Origin of the sequence: Stenotrophomonas sp. SMYL8 (genome assembly GCF_036320065.1) — a bacterium.
Classification (GTDB): Bacteria; Pseudomonadota; Gammaproteobacteria; order Xanthomonadales; family Xanthomonadaceae; genus Stenotrophomonas; species Stenotrophomonas maltophilia_A.
Map to the genome: position 1 here is coordinate 79108 of NZ_JAWIRR010000002.1, position 17094 is coordinate 96201.

Here is a 17094-nt window from a genome sequence, read left to right on the forward strand (position 1 = left end):
TGGCAGGGCATGCGTTGCGCGTGCCTCCCCGATCGTCGCCGCAGCCGCGGCCCACCAGGTTGATGAGGTTCCGATGTCGCACCCGCTCCCGTCCGCTGTTCATCCGGCCGCGCCGATGCGCCGCAATCATCCGATGGCGTGGGCCATCGCGGTCGCCCTGGGCAGCATGGTGGCCCCGGCCAGCCAGGCGCAGCAGGCATTCAGTCCGGGCTGGTTCGCCGACCGCGGCGCGGCCCAGGGCAGCGCGGCACAGAGTGGCCGCATGCCCAACGGCGTGCCGATCCAGTTCCAGTTGCCGGCCCAGCAGCAGGATGCAGCACGGCAGAAGCTGCAGCAGTCGATCGACAATCTCGGCACCGCAGCGCAGGCGATTGCCCTGCAGCAGCGCTTGCAGGAACAGGCGCGGCAGGCGCGCCGCGAGGCTGGCTTCATCGTTGCCGATGGCCTCGGCAAGGACGGCCTGAGCGTCGACCAGAACCCGCTGACCCGTGGCTGGCTCAACGCGCGCGACGCGGTCCAGTCGCAGGGCAGCGACGGGCGGGTGCAGGTCACGGTCGAGCAGACCGCGGACAAGGCGATCCTGAACTGGGAGACCTTCAACATCGGCGGTAACACCACGCTGAACTTCCTGCAGAACCCTGACTGGGCCGTGCTGAACCGGGTCAATGACCCGGGTGCGCGGCCCAGCCAGATCCTGGGGCAGCTCAACGCCAATGGCACGGTGTTCGTGGCCAACCGCAATGGCGTGGTGTTCGGCAACAACAGCCAGGTCAATGTACGTAACCTGCTGGCAGCCGCAGCACGGATCAGCGATGCGCAGTTCCGCGACAACGGCCTGTACAGCCCCGACGCCAGCAGCAGCGCGCTCAGCGATGCATTCGGCAAGGTGATGGTGGAGCAGGGCGCCCGCATCGCGACCCATGAGCCGACCAGTGCGACGCGCGGCGGTGGTTACGTGCTGCTGGCCGGGCACAGCGTGGAGAATGCAGGACATATCGAGGCGCGCAAGGGCCAGGTGCAGCTCGCTGCCGGTGACAGTTTCGTGATCCGGCGCGGCGTGGGTACGGCGACCAATACCAGCTCCACCACCCGCGGCAATGAAATCGCGCCGCGCTTCATCGCTGGCAGCACGGCTGGCAGCGTGCGCAACACCGGCCTGCTGCGCGCCCGCGAGGGTGACGTGACCCTGGCCGGGCGCAGCGTCGAGCAGGCCGGTGTGGCCGTGGCCAGCACCACGCTTGCGCAACGCGGCACCGTGCATCTTCTGGCTTCGGCCAGTGATGCCGGCAGCAGCGTCACGCTTGCCGATGGAGCCACCACGGCGGTGCTGATCGAGGACGATGGCAAGGCCACGGTGCTGGATACGCAGCGCGACAGCCTCATCAAGGAATCGGCAGAGCAGGACGCGATCCGCGCCGGCGCGCGCTCGGCAACCTTCGACAATCTGTCCCAGCACAATGATCGCCGGGACCAGTCGCGGGTGGAGATCGTCTCGGGTGGCAACATCCATTTCAGTGCGGATTCGCTGACGGTTGCCACGGGCGGCCAGATCATTGCCGATGCGGCGGCCCGCAGCTACGTAGACGACGCGGCACGCGTGGATGTTTCCGGTGCAGTGGGCGTACAGGTGTCGATGGAGAGCAACAATGTCCAGGTCAAGGTCCAGGGCAACGAACTGCGCGATGCCCTGGACAACCGCGACAGCGGCAAGCTGACCAGCAGCGAGGTCTGGGTCGACCGCCGCCGGCTGGTCCACGTTCCGGCCGGTACCGGGGGCTACGAGGGTGAGCGCTGGTACGCGGCGGGTGGCCTGCTGGAAGTGGGCGGCTACCTCGACAACCAGGGGCACTCGATCGGCGAATGGGCCGCGCAGGGAGGCACCGTCCTGCTGGGCGGCAGGGAAGTGATCACGCATGGCGGCTCACGCATCAACCTTGCCGGTGGCAGTCTGGATGTGCAGAGCGGCGTGATCCGGCAGAGCTGGGTGCGCGGCGTCGATGGCCAGGTCTACCGCCTCGATGATGCGCCGGCGGAGATGCTGTTCGATGGGTTGTACAGCGGCCATGAAGTAAAGCAGGAGCGCTGGGGCATCACCGAGACCTTCCGTGATCCGATCGTATTCGCGGCGCAGCGTGTCGATAACGGGTACACGGTCGGCCGCGACGCAGGACGCCTGATCGTCTCCGCACCGACCGCGGTGCTGGATGGGCAGGTTGAGACTGCCACCTTCCAGGGCGCGCAGCAGAACCGCAGGCCGGATTCCGCGCTGGAGGGTTATGCGCAGGCGCAGACGGCGGCCGCACGCAACGCGCAGCTGTACCTGGGGCGCTACGACGGCCAGGGCCGCAGCGGTGTGTTCGGCTCGGAGGTGCGCCTGGATGACAAGGCTCCGACGAAGGCGGCGTGGTCGCTGCTGGCGCCGGTCAACGAGGAGCAGCGTGACACAGTGTGGCTGGATACCGCAGAGCTGAGTGCCCAGCAGTGGGGACGGATCGACCTGGCGACCGCCGATCGCATCCGCATCGATGGCAGCCTTCGCCTTCAGGCAGGCGGACAGCTCAATCTGACCGGCAGCGAGGTGGAACTGGCAGGCGACATCGGCATTGCCGGCGGCCAGCTGTCGGCGGGCAACCTGCTGGATGTCCAGGGCCGGCCGACGGCGCTGCTGCACGATGGCCGCGCCCGCACCGCCATTGCCGACGGCACGCGGATCGATCTCTCCGGTGAATGGAGCAATGCGTCACTGGCGATGCCGCTCGACGCCAGCGGTGCATGGACGGATGGCGGTCGCCTGAGCCTGAGCAACAGTCATGACGTGGTCGTGGGCGCCGAGGCATCGGTTGACGTGGAGGCCGGCGCCGCGTTGGACCTGCGCGGCAAGGGCCGCATCGGCAAAGGGGGCAGCGTCAGCCTGCAGGCGAACAGCAGCACGGTTGCGACCGACGGCAGTGGACGGGTGCAGCTGGGCGAGGGGAGCCGGTTCAGTGGCCGAGGACAGGGCAGTGGTTCCTTCTCGCTGGGAACCGGTGGCCACGTTCGGGTGGGCGATGCGGACCCGGCGGGCGCGTCGCTGCGACTGGACCCCGGCCTGTTCGGCAGTGGCTTTGCGCAGTACGACATCAATGGCCACCAGGGCCTGGAGGTGACCGATGGCGCGCAGCTGGTCGCTGCCCTGCCGGGCCTGCAGCTGACCCAGGGCGCTCGGATGGCAACTGATCGGGCGAGCGCGCTGGCGGCGTGGGATGCGCCGCTGTACAGCGCCGATCCGTCGAGCGGGCGCGTCAGCCAGCGCGCAGGCGCGAGCATCAGCCTGCGTTCGGACCGCAACAGCGTGGGCGGTGACCTGCGGGTCGGCACGGATGCACTGGTGGCGGTCGATCCAGGGCAGACGATCTCGCTGCTTGGTGCAGGCAACATCGATGTTGAAGGCACGCTGCGCGCCAAGGGCGGCCGCATCCTGATCGACGATGTGCGACCGGAAAACGCGCTGTACGCCGGGCAGCGCACCGAACGCACCTGGCGTTTCGCCGAAGGCGCGCTGCTGGATGCCGATGCCGACGCGATTTCGCTGCCCGATGCCAGCGGCCGCCTGCGCGGGCAGGTGCGCGCGGGCGGACGCATCGAGATTGGTGGGGCGCTGGACTGGGAGAGCACAGCATTCGTCGACAACCGTCCACCGGAAGCCTTCGTGGTGGTCGAACGCGGTGCGCGCCTGCAGGCGCGGGGCGCGTCGGCCGAACTGGACATCGACGGCCAGGGCCGTGTGCGCGTGGACAGCGACGGCGGGCAGATCGTGCTGCGCTCTGCCAATGCGCTGTACCTGGACGGCGGGATGGACGCGGCCGCCGGTGGTGCCGGCGCACGCGGCGGCACGCTTGGCCTGGCCTTTGGCGGCAGCATCCATGCACGTGGCGCCAGCGATGAGGTACTGCGGGCGCGTGCGATCAGCCTCAGCCAGCACAACGCACCGGCGCAGCCACTGCCGGCCGCATTGGAATATGGCCACGCCGCGTTGTCGGTCGAGCAGCTGCAGGCCGGCGGCTTCGGTAGCCTGTCCGTGTTCGGTGACATCCGCGCCGCCGGCGATGTCGACCTGCGCCTGGCCCAGAGCCTGCGCTTCCACGGCCAGGGAACTTCGAGCCTGGGCATGGCCGTGGATGCCGGACCGTCCTCGGGGCTGCGACTGAGTGCGCCCTACGTCCGCCTGGCGCAGGCGCGCTGGCGCCAGCTGCCGGGCGAGAACCTGCTGGTCACGGCCGATGTTGCCTCGGCGGCGCCGGACCAGCATGCGCTGGCGGTGCAGGCCGAGCTGATCGACATCCGCGACGTCACCTGGCTGCCCGGGTTCGAACACGTGGCGCTGGAAAGCCGCAGTGATGTGCGCCTGACCAACAGCATTGCCAGCAATGGCAACACCAGCGCGTTGATGACGGCCGGTTCGATGGATGTGACCGCTGCCCGCCTGTACCCCACCACGGGTGCGGCCGGCACGCTGGTGGCCGGCGCTTCTGCGCAGACCGTGCAGACCGCTGATTACTGGGCTGATCCAGATGCCGTGCTGCGCATCCACGGCATCGGTGCGGGTACGCAGCCGGCGCCGGAATCGGCGCGGGGCACGCTTCGCCTGGTGGCCGCCACGGTGCAGCAGGGCGGCAACGTACAGGTGCCGATGGGCACGCTGCAGCTGGGCGGCCTGATCCAGAACGGAACCGTCGGCAGCCGGGTGGAACTGCTCCCGGGCAGCGTTACCTCCACCAGCGGTGCCGGCCTGTCGCTGCCCTATGGTGGCACCGTCGATGGTGTCGACTGGCGGGTCGGCACGCGCAGCGTGAGTTCGCTGACGCCGGCCGGCATCTCCTCGATGGGGGTGACCCTGAAGGCCAACGAGGTCGAGGTGGCGCCGGGGGCACTGCTGGACATGTCCGGCGGTGGTGAGTTGACTGGTGCGGCCTTCGTGTCCGGGCGCGGCGGCTCTGTCGACGTGCTGCGCACGGCGTTGGCCGACGCCAATCCGCGCTATGAATTCAGTGCGTCGGGCAACCCGGTGTATGCAATCGTGCCGGGACGCGCCGGGACATTCGCCCCCAGCGGCGAGGAAGGATTCGCCGCACCGGGGGTGGGTCAGCAGATCACCGTGCCGGCGGGCGTGCCCGGCCTGGTGGCAGGCACCTACACGCTGATGCCGGCCAGCTATGCGCTGCAGCCCGGTGCCTTCCGGGTGGAGCTGGGCGCCACCGGGGCCTCGGGCATCGCGCAACCCATCGCGACCGGCACCGGCACCTGGCGTGTGTCCGGGCAGCAGCGCGCGGCGCTGGGCGCGGCAATCTCGCCGTTGCTCACCGACATCCTGCTGACCCCCGCCGCGGTGGTACGCCGGCACTCGGGCTACAACGAAACCTCCTACAACAGCTTCGCGCAATCGGTGGCCGACCGCCGCGGCGAGTCGCGCGGCTGGCAGACCATCGATGCGCTCGGGTTGACCCTGGCGCTGGGCGAAGGCGCAGGTCGTGCAGACACGCCTGCCATCCGCTTCGCCGGCACCGCGCGGTTCGGCGCCGCCACCGACAACGGGCGCGGCGGCACGCTGACAGCCACGTTGGCCAGCCCGGCGGTCGGTTCACTGGAGATCGTCGATGGCGGTGCGCAATCGCAGGCGCGTGATCGCGGTGCCACCTTCAGCGACGACGCGCTCAATGCCTTCCTGCCTGTGCGGATGATGATCGGCGGGCAGTTCAACCAGGTGACTTCGCAGGTGGCGGTGACCGGCCAGGCACGCAGCGTGGCGATCCGTTCCGGAGTCACCCTGAACGCACCGGAAGTGCTGGTGGCAGCGGCCTCCGGTGGCAGCGGCGTGCTGGTCGAGGCCGGTGCGACCCTCGATACACTGCCGTTCGCATCCGCCAACGCGGATGCCAGGGCGACGCTGCCTTACCAGGTCTCCGGCGGCCTGCTGGCGGTGTCCAACCAGCGCCTGAACCTGATCACCGGCACCACCGGCGTGGAGGCCGGTCCGGTGGCAATCGACATCGGGGGGTGCCAGACGGCGTGCGACGGCCAGACCCGGCTGGTTTCCGATGGCAGCATCGCGGTAGCGACCGATGGCACGCTGCAGATGCGCGACTCGGCCAGCTATGGCACCCGTCAGCTCGGCCTGAGCATGGCGGCGCTGAACCTCGGCAGTGCCGAAGCGATCGCGCAGGCCGCTGCGGCAGGGGCGCTGCCCAGTGGCATGACCATGAACCAGTCCGTGCTGCAGCAACTGCTGCGCGGCAATGATGCCACCGGCGCGCCGGCGCTGGACACGCTGAGCCTGGTCGCGCGGGATTCTGTCAACGTCTTCGGCAGCGTCGACCTGGATGCGCGCGACAGTGCCACCGGCCGCGGTGGCCTGCAGACGCTGGTACTGGGCGCGCAGGCCATCCATGGCTATGGTGCGGCGAGCGACCGTGCGCGCATCCTGGTGGACACACTGGTCTGGGACGGTTCGCTGGCGGCGACGCAGGGTCCGGGCAGCGATGCGTCGGTGCCGCCGGCCGATCCGATGGTGGACCGGCTCGGCGCCGGGCAGCTGGACATCGTCACCCGCAACCTGCAGCTGGCGCGCGCCCCGTTCAGCCGTCCCAGCTCCGAGGTGCCTGCCAACCGTCAGGTACTCGGATTCAGTGCGCTGAACCTGAGTGCTTCGGAGCAGCTGTCGTTCTCCGCGCAGGGCACGCTGGACGTGTTCCAGCAGCGCGGCGACTATCTGGCCGACAAGGGCTGGCAGTACAGCGGAGGCAGCCTGGGTATCGATACACCGCTGTTGACCGCCGATCCCGGCGCGCAGCTGCGCGTGCGCACCGGCGGCGACTTCCGCCTGCAGGGGGGCACCGGCAAGGCGGGTGGCGATGCACTGGGCAGTGAGCTGAGCATCGACGCCAACCGGATCACGCTGGACAGCACGCTCGCGCTGGCGTCAGGACGGCTGTCTGCGAACGCGCGCGAGGGCATCACGCTTGGCAGCCGGGCGGCGCTGGACCTTGCCGGGCGCAAGGTCTCGCTGTACGACGTGGACAAGTTCAGCTGGGGCGGTGATGTCCTGCTGTCCAGCGACACGGGGGACATCCGCACCGATGCGGCCTCCCGCATCGATGTTTCCGCCCGCAACAACCGCGGCGGGCGCATGACGGTCACCGCAATGGCCGGCCGAGCCGATCTGGCGGGTGATCTGCAGGGCACCGCCAGTGGCCGCTACGATGCCGGTGGCACGCTGGTGCCCTACGACGGTGGTGAACTGGTGGTGCGGGCACGCCAGTTGCAAGACTTCACCGGCCTCAACCAGCGATTGACCGCCGGCGGCGTCGTCGGTGGTCGCAGCTTCCAGATCGGTGAAGGCGATCTGCGGATCGGCGACGAAGTGAAGGCGCGCCGGGTCGACATCAGTGTCGACGCGGGCAGCATGACCGTGGCCGGCCGCATCGATGCCAGCGGCGAGCAGGTCGGCAGCATCCGCCTGTACGCCCGTGATCAGTTGCAGGTGGACGGCACGCTGGACGCGCACGGTACCGGCCTGCGCGTGGACAGCCATGGCAAGATCATCGACAGTCCGAACCGCGCCACCATCACGCTGGGCAGCGCCGAAGGCGCCGTTGGTCTGGGCAGCGCGGCACACCTGGACATGCGTGCAGGCAGCGACGTTGCCCTCGGTGACGGCCCTGGACAGAACGACGGCATGGCGCGGGGCTCGCTGAAGATCGATGTGCCGCGGCTGGGCAGCAACGACGCGGCGATTGCCGCGGCCAGCGGCCTGCGCATCGATGGCGCGGCCGACATCCAGCTCAATGGTGTCCGTCGCTACGACGATGCGCCCCTGGCCACCACCGCTGATGTGCGCGGCAACCGCGCGCAGCTGGTCACCCAGCAGTGGCTGGACCAGGTGGTCGATCCGCACAGCGTGGCCTGGATCGATGGCGCGCTGGGCAATCCGGATCTGCAGCAGCGCACCGCCGCGCTGGGCGACGTCCGCCTGCGTCCCGGCGTGCAGGTGGTGGCGCGGCGCAGCGAGGCCAATCCCGAGGGCGACCTGACCATTGCCGGCGACATCGATCTGTCCGGCTACCGCTACGGGCCCGAAGCCAACCGCGCCGATCCATCGCGGCGTGGCTTCGGTGAATCGGCTTCGCTGGTACTGCGCGCCGAAGGCAACATCAACGTCTATGGCAGCATCAACGATGGTTTCGCACCGCCGCCGTCCACGCCGGACGAGGGCGGTTGGCAGTTGTATGAGGCTCGCAATGGCAGCGCCGGGCACACCCCCTTCGGTGGCGACCTGGTGGTGCCGGTGGACGGAGTGAAGCTGCAGCCCGGCACCGAGTTCCAGGCCGGCACCCGCCTGAACTATGACGTGCCGGTCGAATCGGTAACGCTTCCGGTCGGTACCGTGCTGCCCGCGCCGATGGTGATCTCGCAGACCCTGCGCCTGCCTGCGGGCACGGTGCTGGGTGCGGCGGTGACCACCGACTCCGGGCAGACGCTGGCGGCGGGCACCGTGCTGCAGAAGCCGCTGGTGCTGGCGGCCGGTGCGCGCCTGGGGGCCGGCTTCCGCCTGCGCAGCGCCGTACAGATGGCGGCACAGGAGTGGCCCGCCGGCGCGGTGCTGCCGGTTGCGCTGCGCCTGGCACGCGAAGTCGAGCTCAAGGTGGGCGCCTACATCCCATCGTTGACCAAGGTGGAGCTGCCCGGCAACGGGCCGGTGAATCTGCGGCCGGCCGATGCCAACGGCAACCAGGGGCGCAACTGGGCGCTGGCGCCGATGCTGGCCGAGGGCACCACCTCCTGGGACCTGACCGTGGTTGCCGGTGCCGATTCCGGGGCGGCCGATCCACGCAGCCGGCGCTGGGGCGCCGAAGGCAGCGTGGTGCTGGCCGATACCCACCAGGGCTCGATCGGTACGGTCAAGACCGAAATCATCTGGGTGGGTGATCGTGTGTTGACTGAGCGGGCATCGCTGGACTGGATCGGCGACACCTCCTATGCGGGCCGTCCGATCGCGGAGCTGGCCGACATGTACGGCTTCACCGAAGATGAGTTCTGTGCGATGTCGGCTGACTACTGCGGCCCGGCCCCCCGCCAGGTGGCCGCGCAGGGCTCGCTGGATTACTGGGGCGATGAGTCCTACGTGGGCACCCCTGCGAAGGACTTCGCGGCGATGTTCGGCATGACCGAAGACGAGTTCTGCAGCACCGCACCCAGCTACTGCGCCGGCGGTGGCACGCAGACCGAAGTGACCACCTACGGCAAGCGCGCGGGCACGCCGGCCTGGAGCGTGCTGCGCACCGGCAAGGGGGACCTGGAACTGCTCGCTGCCGGTGATGTCGTGATGAAGTCCGGCTTCGGTGTGTACACGGCGGGCACTCCCACCACGCTGGGCGAGGGCCGCGACGCTGCCTTCAATTCGCCCCGTGCAGCAGCCCCCAGGAACACCGCACTGCTGGGTCCGAACCTGGTGCCGGGCAGCTATGATGCCGCGTTGGCCGCCTACCAGGCCTGGTATCCCGATCATGGCGGCAACCTGCGCGTCGAAGCCGGGCGAGATATCGTCGGTGACGTCTGGACCGGGCGCGCAGAGTCGGGCACCAGCGAGCGTGACTGGGCGCTGTACTCCAGTGCCGCGGTCGGCAATTGGCTGTGGCGGCAGGGAACCGGCAGCACCACCGGCGTGGAGCCGGTGCCGACCAGCTGGTGGGTGAACTTTGGCGCCTACACCAACGTGTCCGCTGCTGCTGGCGCCTCTCCGCGGATGGTCGGCTTCACCGGCTTCGGTACATTGGGCGGCGGCAACTTGACGCTGGAGGCCGGGCGTGACGCCGGCGTGCGCGATGCGATAGGTGACGCGCTGGACTCGACGATCGCACCGCGCTCGGGTGCGATCATCGCGGCGGTGGGATCGACCGGCCGGGTCAGCGATGGCCAGCTGCACCTGACCGGCGGCGGCGACCTGCAACTGCGTATCGGTGGCGCACTGAATCCGAATCTGCGGGCGACGTTCTCCAGCCTCAATGCCTCCAGGGCGGGACAGAATCTCGACCTCAACGGTACCTTCAGCAATCTGCGTGGCAGCCTGCAGCTGGATGCGGGACGCATCGGTGCAATGGGCGTCACCCTGGAAAGCTACGCGACGCTGGGCCAGCTGCGTGCGGCCGATCTGTTCGCCGCCGACGCCGCTCGCCCGATGGGCGGGCCGGTGCTGGTGCTGGGCGATGCGGTCGCGCAGCTGCAGGCGCGGGGTGACGTCGTGCTCGGCGGCGTCGCCGATGCCGGTCGGGTTCCACCGGCCAACTACAGCGCGGTGGTGCAGGACAACGGCAGCCGCGCTGCGGGCAGCACCTGGTTCTCCCTGTGGACCGACACGACCGCCATGGACCTGTTCAGTGCCGGTGGCGACCTGGCGCCGGGCCTGGCCGGGCCGGATAACGTGACCGGCAGCAATCTGTGGCCCGAGCAGGTTGCGCTGGCACCGGGCAGCCGGGAGGAGCTGCTGAACTACTGGCTCTATCCTTCGCGCTTCAGCGCCGTTGCTGCGCAGGGCGACGTCAAGCTGGACCGGATCAGCACCACGCCGGGGACGCAGGATGTGATCCTGCTGGCACCCTCGGCGACAGGACGGCTGGACGTCCTGGCCGGTGGCGGCATCTTCGCCCAGCGTGGCGCGACCCAGATCGCGCGCTCCGCCAGCGACGCGCGCCTGCCGGGACCCTTCGACCCTGCATTCATGGCCGAGCAGGGGGATTCCAGCGGCAATGTGACCCGCTCGCGTCACAACCTGTCGGTCGACGGCAACATTGCATCGCCGCAGGCGTCGCTTCCGCTGTTTGCGTTCGGTCCGAATACTCCGCTGTCCACCGTGTCTGCGGCCCTGGCGCCGAGCCGCTTCTACGCGGTGCAGGGCGACATCATCGGTCTGGCCACCGGCGCCCAACGCACGCTGACTCCCAACGGGGGGCAGCGCACGCAGCTGAACTGGTTCGAGGCCGCCGGCGCCGTGCAACTGCGGGCAGGCCGGGACATCCTCGGGGTGTCGATGACCGCGCTGAACACCGCGCCCACCGACTTCACGGTGGTGGCGGCGGGCCGCGACATCGTGCATCTGAACGCGACCATCGCCGGCCCCGGCAACACCGAGATCAATGCCGGCCGCCAGCTGCGCCAGGAGGATGCGGGCAGCATCGTCAGCCTCGGTGGCATCGTGCAGGGCGATAACCGTCCCGGCGCCAGCATCGCGCTGATGGCCGGCAACCAGCAGATCGATTTCGCGGCCCTGCGTGCCCGCTATCTGGATCCTGCGAATCTGGCCGATCCCGCGCAATCGCTCGCGTCGCAGCCGGGCAAGGCCGTCAAGGTCTACAACCAGGAGCTGAAGCAGTGGCTGCAGCAGCGCTTCGGCGTGGCTGCCGACGGCGACGGGGCGCTGGCTGCATTCGACGCACTGCCGCAGGAACAGCAGCGCATCTTCCTGCGTCAGGTGTACTACGCCGAACTGCGCGAAGGTGGGCGTGAGTACACCGATGCAGAAGGGCCCCGCTTCGGCTCCTACCTGCGCGGGCGCGAAGCCATCGCCACGCTGATGCCGGACAGGAATGCGGCCGGTGCGACGATCGACCGTACCGGCGATATCGTGATGTACGGCGGTTCCGGCGTGCGCACCGAGGCGGGCGGCAACATCGAACTGATGGCACCGGGCGGACAGATCGTGGTCGGCGTACAGGGCGTGGTGCCGCCTGCCAGCGCCGGCCTCGTCACCCAGGGGCAGGGCGATATCCGCCTGTTCAGCCAGGACAGCGTGCTGCTGGGCCTGTCGCGGGTGATGACCACGTTTGGCGGCGACATCCTGGCCTGGTCGGAGCAGGGTGACATCAATGCCGGTCGCGGTTCGCAGACGACGCTGCTGTACACGCCACCGCGTCGCCTCTATGACGGCTGGGGCAATGTGATCCTGTCGCCGCAGGCTCCCGCCAGTGGCGCAGGCATTGCGACCTTGAACCCCATCGCCGAAGTGCCGCCGGGCGACGTCGACCTGATCGCGCCGCTGGGCACCATCGATGCGGGCGAGGCCGGTATCCGCGTCTCGGGCAACATCAATCTGGCGGCGCTGCAGGTGCTCAACGCCGCCAATATCCAGGTACAGGGCGAGAGCAAGGGCCTGCCGGTGCTGGCCACGGTGAACGTCAATGCGCTGGCCTCGGCCAGTGCGGCGGCGAACAGTGCCAGCCAGGCCGCACAGGATGTGATGCGCAAGAGCCAGGACGATGCACGGCGCAACCAGCCATCGGTGATCAGCGTGCAGATTCTGGGCTTTGGCAGTGGTACAAGCAGTATCGCTCCGCCTGCGCGTGGCACGACCGCCGGCAGTGGCTACGACACCAACAGCGCCTTCCAGTTCCCGCAGGCCAGCCGGGACGAGGGCACCGAGCGCCGCTAGGCATCCACGCCCCGGCAGGTGCCGACCTTGGTCGGCACGCATTGCCCGGTGCAGCGCATCGGGCTGCAGCATCGGGCCAGCCGCCACGGAACGGTGGCGGCCCCAGCCAGGACGGCACGGAGGGCAGGGAGCGGCCATCAGCGGTGAGGACCACCGACACAGCGCCGTCGGGTGCAGGAGAGCACCCGGCGGCAGGAGGGCAGGGAATCCATGCCATGCCTGGAGCAGTCTCTGCAGTAGATCCTCGCCCTGCGTGGATGGCGGGGCTGGCGCAGTGCCGACCAACGGTCGGCACCCACCAGAGCAGCCTCAGCAGTAGATCCACGCCATGCGTGGATGCGGTGCCACGAACGAACCCTACAACTCCAGCACCCGCCGGTAGCTCAGCGGCCCACGCCCATCGCGAAGGCCCAGCCGCAGCTCCAGCCCCGTCGCCGGCAATACCTCGCCTTCGCCCGGCAGCACCGCCCAACCGGCACCGGGCTGCCAGGCACGCACCTCGAACCGCTGCACATCACGGGCCACCGCGATGCCCCTCGATTGCTCAGGCGCTGGCAGCGGATACCGGTCGGTCGCCTCGCCACTGGCCCGCCACAGCGTGTTGCCCTGTTGCCACCAGCGCACCCGCTGCCAGCGCAGCCCGTCGCTGCCGACGCTGCGGGTGATCTCCAGCGCGAAGCTGCCATCCGGATGCCGTTCGCTCACCAGCGAAGGTGGCAGCAGTCGCTGCGGCTGGTCCGCCGGGCGCACGGCGCCATTCATCAGCGCGTCGTCTGCGCGCATGTCGATATCACGCTGGAACTGCTGCAGCACGCGCAGCGCCGTGGTGGTCTCGGCATCGGCCTGGCGCAGGCGCTGGTCGCTGCTGGCCACGCTGTCGAGCGTACGCCAGCAGATCAGCGCCAGCACGCCCATGATGGTGATCGCGATCATCACCTCGATCAGGGTGAAGCCGCGCACGGCGCGCTTCACGGTGCGAGCGTCCACGGCAGCTGCATCCGCGCCAGCGGTCGCCGCGGTGCGTCCTCGGCCACCACGCTCAGTTCCAGCTGCGGCTGGCCGTCGCTGCCCGTGCCAAGATGCTGCAGCACCAGGAAGCTGCCGCGTCCCTGCACGCAGCGCTGGCGGCCATCCTGCGCTGCCTGTCCGGTCAGGCGCAGTTCCTGCCAGCGGTCCTGCGCGCACATCAGCGCCAGGCGGCGATCGCGCAGCCGCGATTGATCGTCGGTCGCCACCGCCACCGAACGCATCACCGCCGCCAACGCAATCGATACGATCGCCAGCGCGATCAGCACTTCGATCAGGGTGAATCCTCGCATCGCCTGCTTCACTGCACGACCTGCAATTGTCCGCTGCCATCATCACGAAGACGCAGTGTGCGGCCCTCCAGCGACAGCCCCAGCTCCCAGGCAGTGCCGATCCATTCCGGGCTCAGTTCGATGGCGCTGGCGGGCACTACCGCAATGCCAGCGGCCTGCCACTGCTGCGGCCGCAACAGGTCATCGCGTTCCACGGTCACCCAGCGGCCGCCTTCGCGGCGGCTGAAACGATAGCCCTTGGCATCGGACTGCCAGCGCAGGGGCCGGCCATCGATTCGGGCTTCGTCGCGTGCCACCTGCAGCCGCTGCGCCAACCGCTCGGCTTCCTGGCGCAGTTGCCGGGCCGGATCGAGCAGGCTGCCCAGGCCAAGGCCGATACCGGCAGTGCAGATGCCGATGATCACCAATACCACCATCAGCTCCAGCAGGGTAAAACCGCGCGGGATGCGTTGCACCGACATTGCCTCCGGTCCTTGCCGATACGCGCCAGCATAGGCCTGTACGATGAAACAAAAGCGTCAGCCGCAGCTGCTAGCGTAGGCGGACACGAACGTTGCGATGGTGCGGAACATGGATGGCAGGCGCTGGGATCGCAATCGCATGCTGACCCTGCTGGCAGCGATGCTGCTGCTGGCCGTGGTGGCCTATTGGAGTGTCACCCTGTCTGCGGTGGCGCCAGCGGTGGCGGCCGGTGAAGCGCAGGCCGAGGCGCCGGTACGGCCCCTGTTCGATGCGATGGCCAGCCTGCCGCTGGTGCGGCTGCTGTCCCCCGGCGCGGTGCAGACCGAGGTGGTCGTGCTGGGCGTGATGGCGGGTGACCATGCGCCATTGGCCCTGCTCTCGGTAGATGGACGCCCAGCGGAAGCGTATGCGCCCGGCCAACGACTCGGACCCTGCACGGTACTGGCCAGCATCAGCGCCAGCGCTGTGGAACTGAACCAGGCCGGGCAAACGCGCAGCCTGCCGGTGCCTGAGCTGCCGCCGGTGCCGACCGATGGCATCGTGCCGGGCGGGTCCCTGTAGAGCCGAGCCCGCGCTCGGCTGCGTCTGGAAGAACAGTCGAGCAAGGCTCGACTCTACAAAATCCAGTGGAGCATGGCTCGACTCTACAAAATCCTGCCGAGCGCGGGCCCGGCTCCACAGCTGCGCAGGCTCAGCGCGCCGGACGCTGCGGTTCCACCGAACGACCAAAGGCATCGCCCATGCGCTGTCGTGTGCCTTCCAGGTTGTACTGCATCAGCTGGTTGCCCGGCTGCCGCATCAGGCGTTCGGCTTCAGGCAGCGCCGGTGACTTCGCCGATTTCGGCGCCGGGGCCAGTTTGCGTTGCAGGCACTCCCAGGCGGGGATGCGCTCGCCGTTGACCTGTACTTCGATGCAGGGTGCGGCATCGTCCTGCTTCTTCGCCTCTCCGGCCCAGGCCGATGGCAACGCCAGCAACAAGGCAAGGGCGAGGGCAGGGCGAAGGCCCGCGTCCAACGACTCACTCATCTTGAATCTCCTGCGACAACCGACGTTCTGCAATGAAGACGTGTGGCGAGGTCAGTCTCCGCCCGCGAGTGTTCCGGCGCCGTCAAAAGATGACAGTGCTGTCACAAAACTATTGGCGGCTTTGACGCGACGTACACGTCCTGTTGGTAGACCCACGCGCCGCTCCCTGGCCACTCCCTTCGATACGACGCGATGCCTTCGATGACTCCTGTTCCGTGCCGAGCCGTCCGCCTTCCGCTGCACCTGCATCCGCTGGTGCTGGCCCTGGCCGCGATGCCGCTGCCGTTGTTCGCGCAGGCGGCTGCACCTGCGCCCAGCGTGAACATCAATGAATACATCGTGCGCGGCAACACCGTGCTCGATCCGCGCCAGATCGAACGCGCGGTGGAGCCGTTCCTCGGCCCGGGCAAGACCCTGGCCGATGTCGAGAAGGCGCGCGATGCAGTCAATGCGCTGTACCAGCAGGCGGGCTACCAGTCGGTCTATGTGGAACTGCCCGAGCAGCAGGTCAGTGGAGGCGTGGTACTGCTGAAGGTACAGCAGACACCGATCGGCCAGCTGCGGGTCGTGGGAACGAAGCACGAATCGCCCGAACGCATCCGCGAACGCGTGCCGGCGCTGGCCGAGGGCAAGGTGCCGGATTTCGACCAGGCGCAGAAGGAACTGACCGCGCTCAATGAAGGTGGACGTCGCCAGGTGATGCCCTTGGTGCGCGAAGGCCAGGTGCCGGGCACGATGGATGTGGACCTGCAGGTCGAGGAGAAGTCGCCGTGGCGCGCCAGCGCGGCGCTCAACAACGACCACAGTGCCGACACCGAGAAGCTGCGCCTGAGTGCGTCGCTGGCCTACGACAACCTGTGGAAGCGCGGGCACAGCGCCACCATCGGCGTGTACCTGGCGCCGGAAGATACCAAGCAGGCCAAGGTGTTTTCGGCCTCGTACATGATGCCGTTCGAGGGCACGCCGTGGAGCCTGGAAGCGTCCGGCTACACGTCCGACAGCCGCGTGCTGAACGCGGGCGGACAGGTCGGTACCGGCACCGGAACCAATGTGATCGGCAACGGTCACTCGATCGGCCTCAAGCTCAACTACCGCCTTGCCGGCAGCAGCCAGTGGTGGCGCCAGCTCAGCCTTGGTGTGGATTTCAAGGACACCGAGGAAGACACGCAGATGGGCGGGGACAGCCTGAAGACGCCGCTGAAGTATGCGCCGATCACGCTGGCCTTCGTCGGCGTGCGCCAGGGCGAGCACGATCAGCTGAGCATCAACACCCAGCTGGTGGCCGGCACCCGCCGCCTGTTCGGTTACGGCAGCGACGCCACCGCCTTCGGCCAGAAGCGCTACTGGGCCGACCCGAGCTTCGTGGCGTTCAAGGCCGATGTCGCCAACACCCATACCTTCGGCAGCGACTGGCAGTGGTACGCGCGCGGCTCGCTGCAGGTGACCGACGCGCCGCTGGTGTCGGCCGAGCAGTTCGCCGCCGGTGGCATGTATACCGTACGTGGCTATCTGTCGGCCGAGGCGATCGGCGACTACGGCGGCCTGGCCAGCCTGGAATGGCGCACCCCGGCGTGGTCGCTGTGGAGCGGCACTGATCTGCGCGTCTACAGCTTTGCCGACGCGGCCTATCTGCGCCTGCGCCAACCACTGCCCGAACAGCGTGACAAGTACAACCTGGCCTCGGTCGGCCTGGGCGCGCAGCTGCGCCTGGGCGAACACCTGCAACTGCGCCTGGACTACGCCTGGCCCTATGCCGATGGCCCGGTCACGCGCAAGGACGATCCGCGCCTGCATTTCAACATCAGCGCCAGTTACTGACCCTTCCCTTG

General features: G+C 68.8%; 7 protein-coding genes. 3 read left to right on the forward strand and 4 right to left on the reverse strand.

The annotated features are described in order from the left end of the window. Positions 1-73: 73 nt before the first annotated feature. A complete protein-coding gene (locus V3B25_RS02460; protein WP_329809969.1) occupies positions 74-12457 on the forward strand; it encodes a filamentous haemagglutinin family protein in 12384 nt (4127 codons plus the stop codon). Between the two features lie 357 nt (positions 12458-12814). Here V3B25_RS02460 and V3B25_RS02465 read toward each other — a convergent pair whose 3' ends face one another. From V3B25_RS02465 to gspH, 3 genes are read right to left on the reverse strand one after another with little or no spacing between them, the layout of a single operon-like run. Further along, entirely contained in the window at positions 12815-13429 is a 615-nt protein-coding gene (locus V3B25_RS02465; protein ID WP_049423096.1) for a prepilin-type N-terminal cleavage/methylation domain-containing protein, read from the reverse strand. Continuing rightward, the gene (gspI, locus tag V3B25_RS02470) at positions 13426-13776 is read right to left on the reverse strand and encodes a type II secretion system minor pseudopilin GspI (protein WP_193391262.1); all 351 of its coding nucleotides are present in this window, start codon (positions 13774-13776) and stop codon (positions 13426-13428) included. Before gspI ends, V3B25_RS02465 begins: the two co-directional genes overlap by 4 nt. 8 nt (positions 13777-13784) lie before the next feature. After that, complete coding sequence (gspH, locus tag V3B25_RS02475; protein ID WP_049423094.1) at positions 13785-14231, reverse strand: type II secretion system minor pseudopilin GspH; 447 nt, start codon at positions 14229-14231, stop codon at positions 13785-13787. Positions 14232-14346: 115 nt separating this feature from the next. On the opposite strand from gspH, the gene V3B25_RS02480 reads away from it, so the two are divergent. Beyond that, positions 14347-14799, forward strand: coding sequence for a general secretion pathway protein (locus tag V3B25_RS02480; RefSeq protein WP_236494346.1), 453 nt, complete (start codon positions 14347-14349; stop codon positions 14797-14799). 130 nt (positions 14800-14929) lie between these two features. Here the strand turns inward: V3B25_RS02480 and V3B25_RS02485 are convergent, their stop codons facing one another. Next, positions 14930-15265: a hypothetical protein gene (locus V3B25_RS02485; protein ID WP_329809971.1), complete on the reverse strand. Its 336-nt coding sequence runs from the start codon at positions 15263-15265 to the stop codon at positions 14930-14932. Between the two features lie 201 nt (positions 15266-15466). Between V3B25_RS02485 and V3B25_RS02490 the strand changes: the two genes are divergently transcribed. Beyond that, positions 15467-17083 carry a ShlB/FhaC/HecB family hemolysin secretion/activation protein gene (locus V3B25_RS02490; RefSeq protein ID WP_329809972.1) on the forward strand — a complete coding sequence of 539 codons (1617 nt, stop codon included), beginning with the start codon at positions 15467-15469 and terminating at the stop codon, positions 17081-17083. The last annotated feature ends 11 nt before the right edge of the window (positions 17084-17094 follow it).

Excerpts from the sequence above, each read along its gene's own strand:
- V3B25_RS02480 (WP_236494346.1), top strand. The coding sequence starts at position 14,347 with ATGGATGGCAGGCGCTGGGATCGCAATCGCATGCTGACCCTGCTGGCA.
- gspI (WP_193391262.1), bottom strand. The coding sequence starts at position 13,776 with ATGCGAGGATTCACCCTGATCGAAGTGCTGATCGCGCTGGCGATCGTA.
- V3B25_RS02490 (WP_329809972.1), top strand. The coding sequence starts at position 15,467 with ATGACTCCTGTTCCGTGCCGAGCCGTCCGCCTTCCGCTGCACCTGCAT.
- V3B25_RS02460 (WP_329809969.1), top strand. The coding sequence starts at position 74 with ATGTCGCACCCGCTCCCGTCCGCTGTTCATCCGGCCGCGCCGATGCGC.
- V3B25_RS02485 (WP_329809971.1), bottom strand. The coding sequence starts at position 15,265 with ATGAGTGAGTCGTTGGACGCGGGCCTTCGCCCTGCCCTCGCCCTTGCC.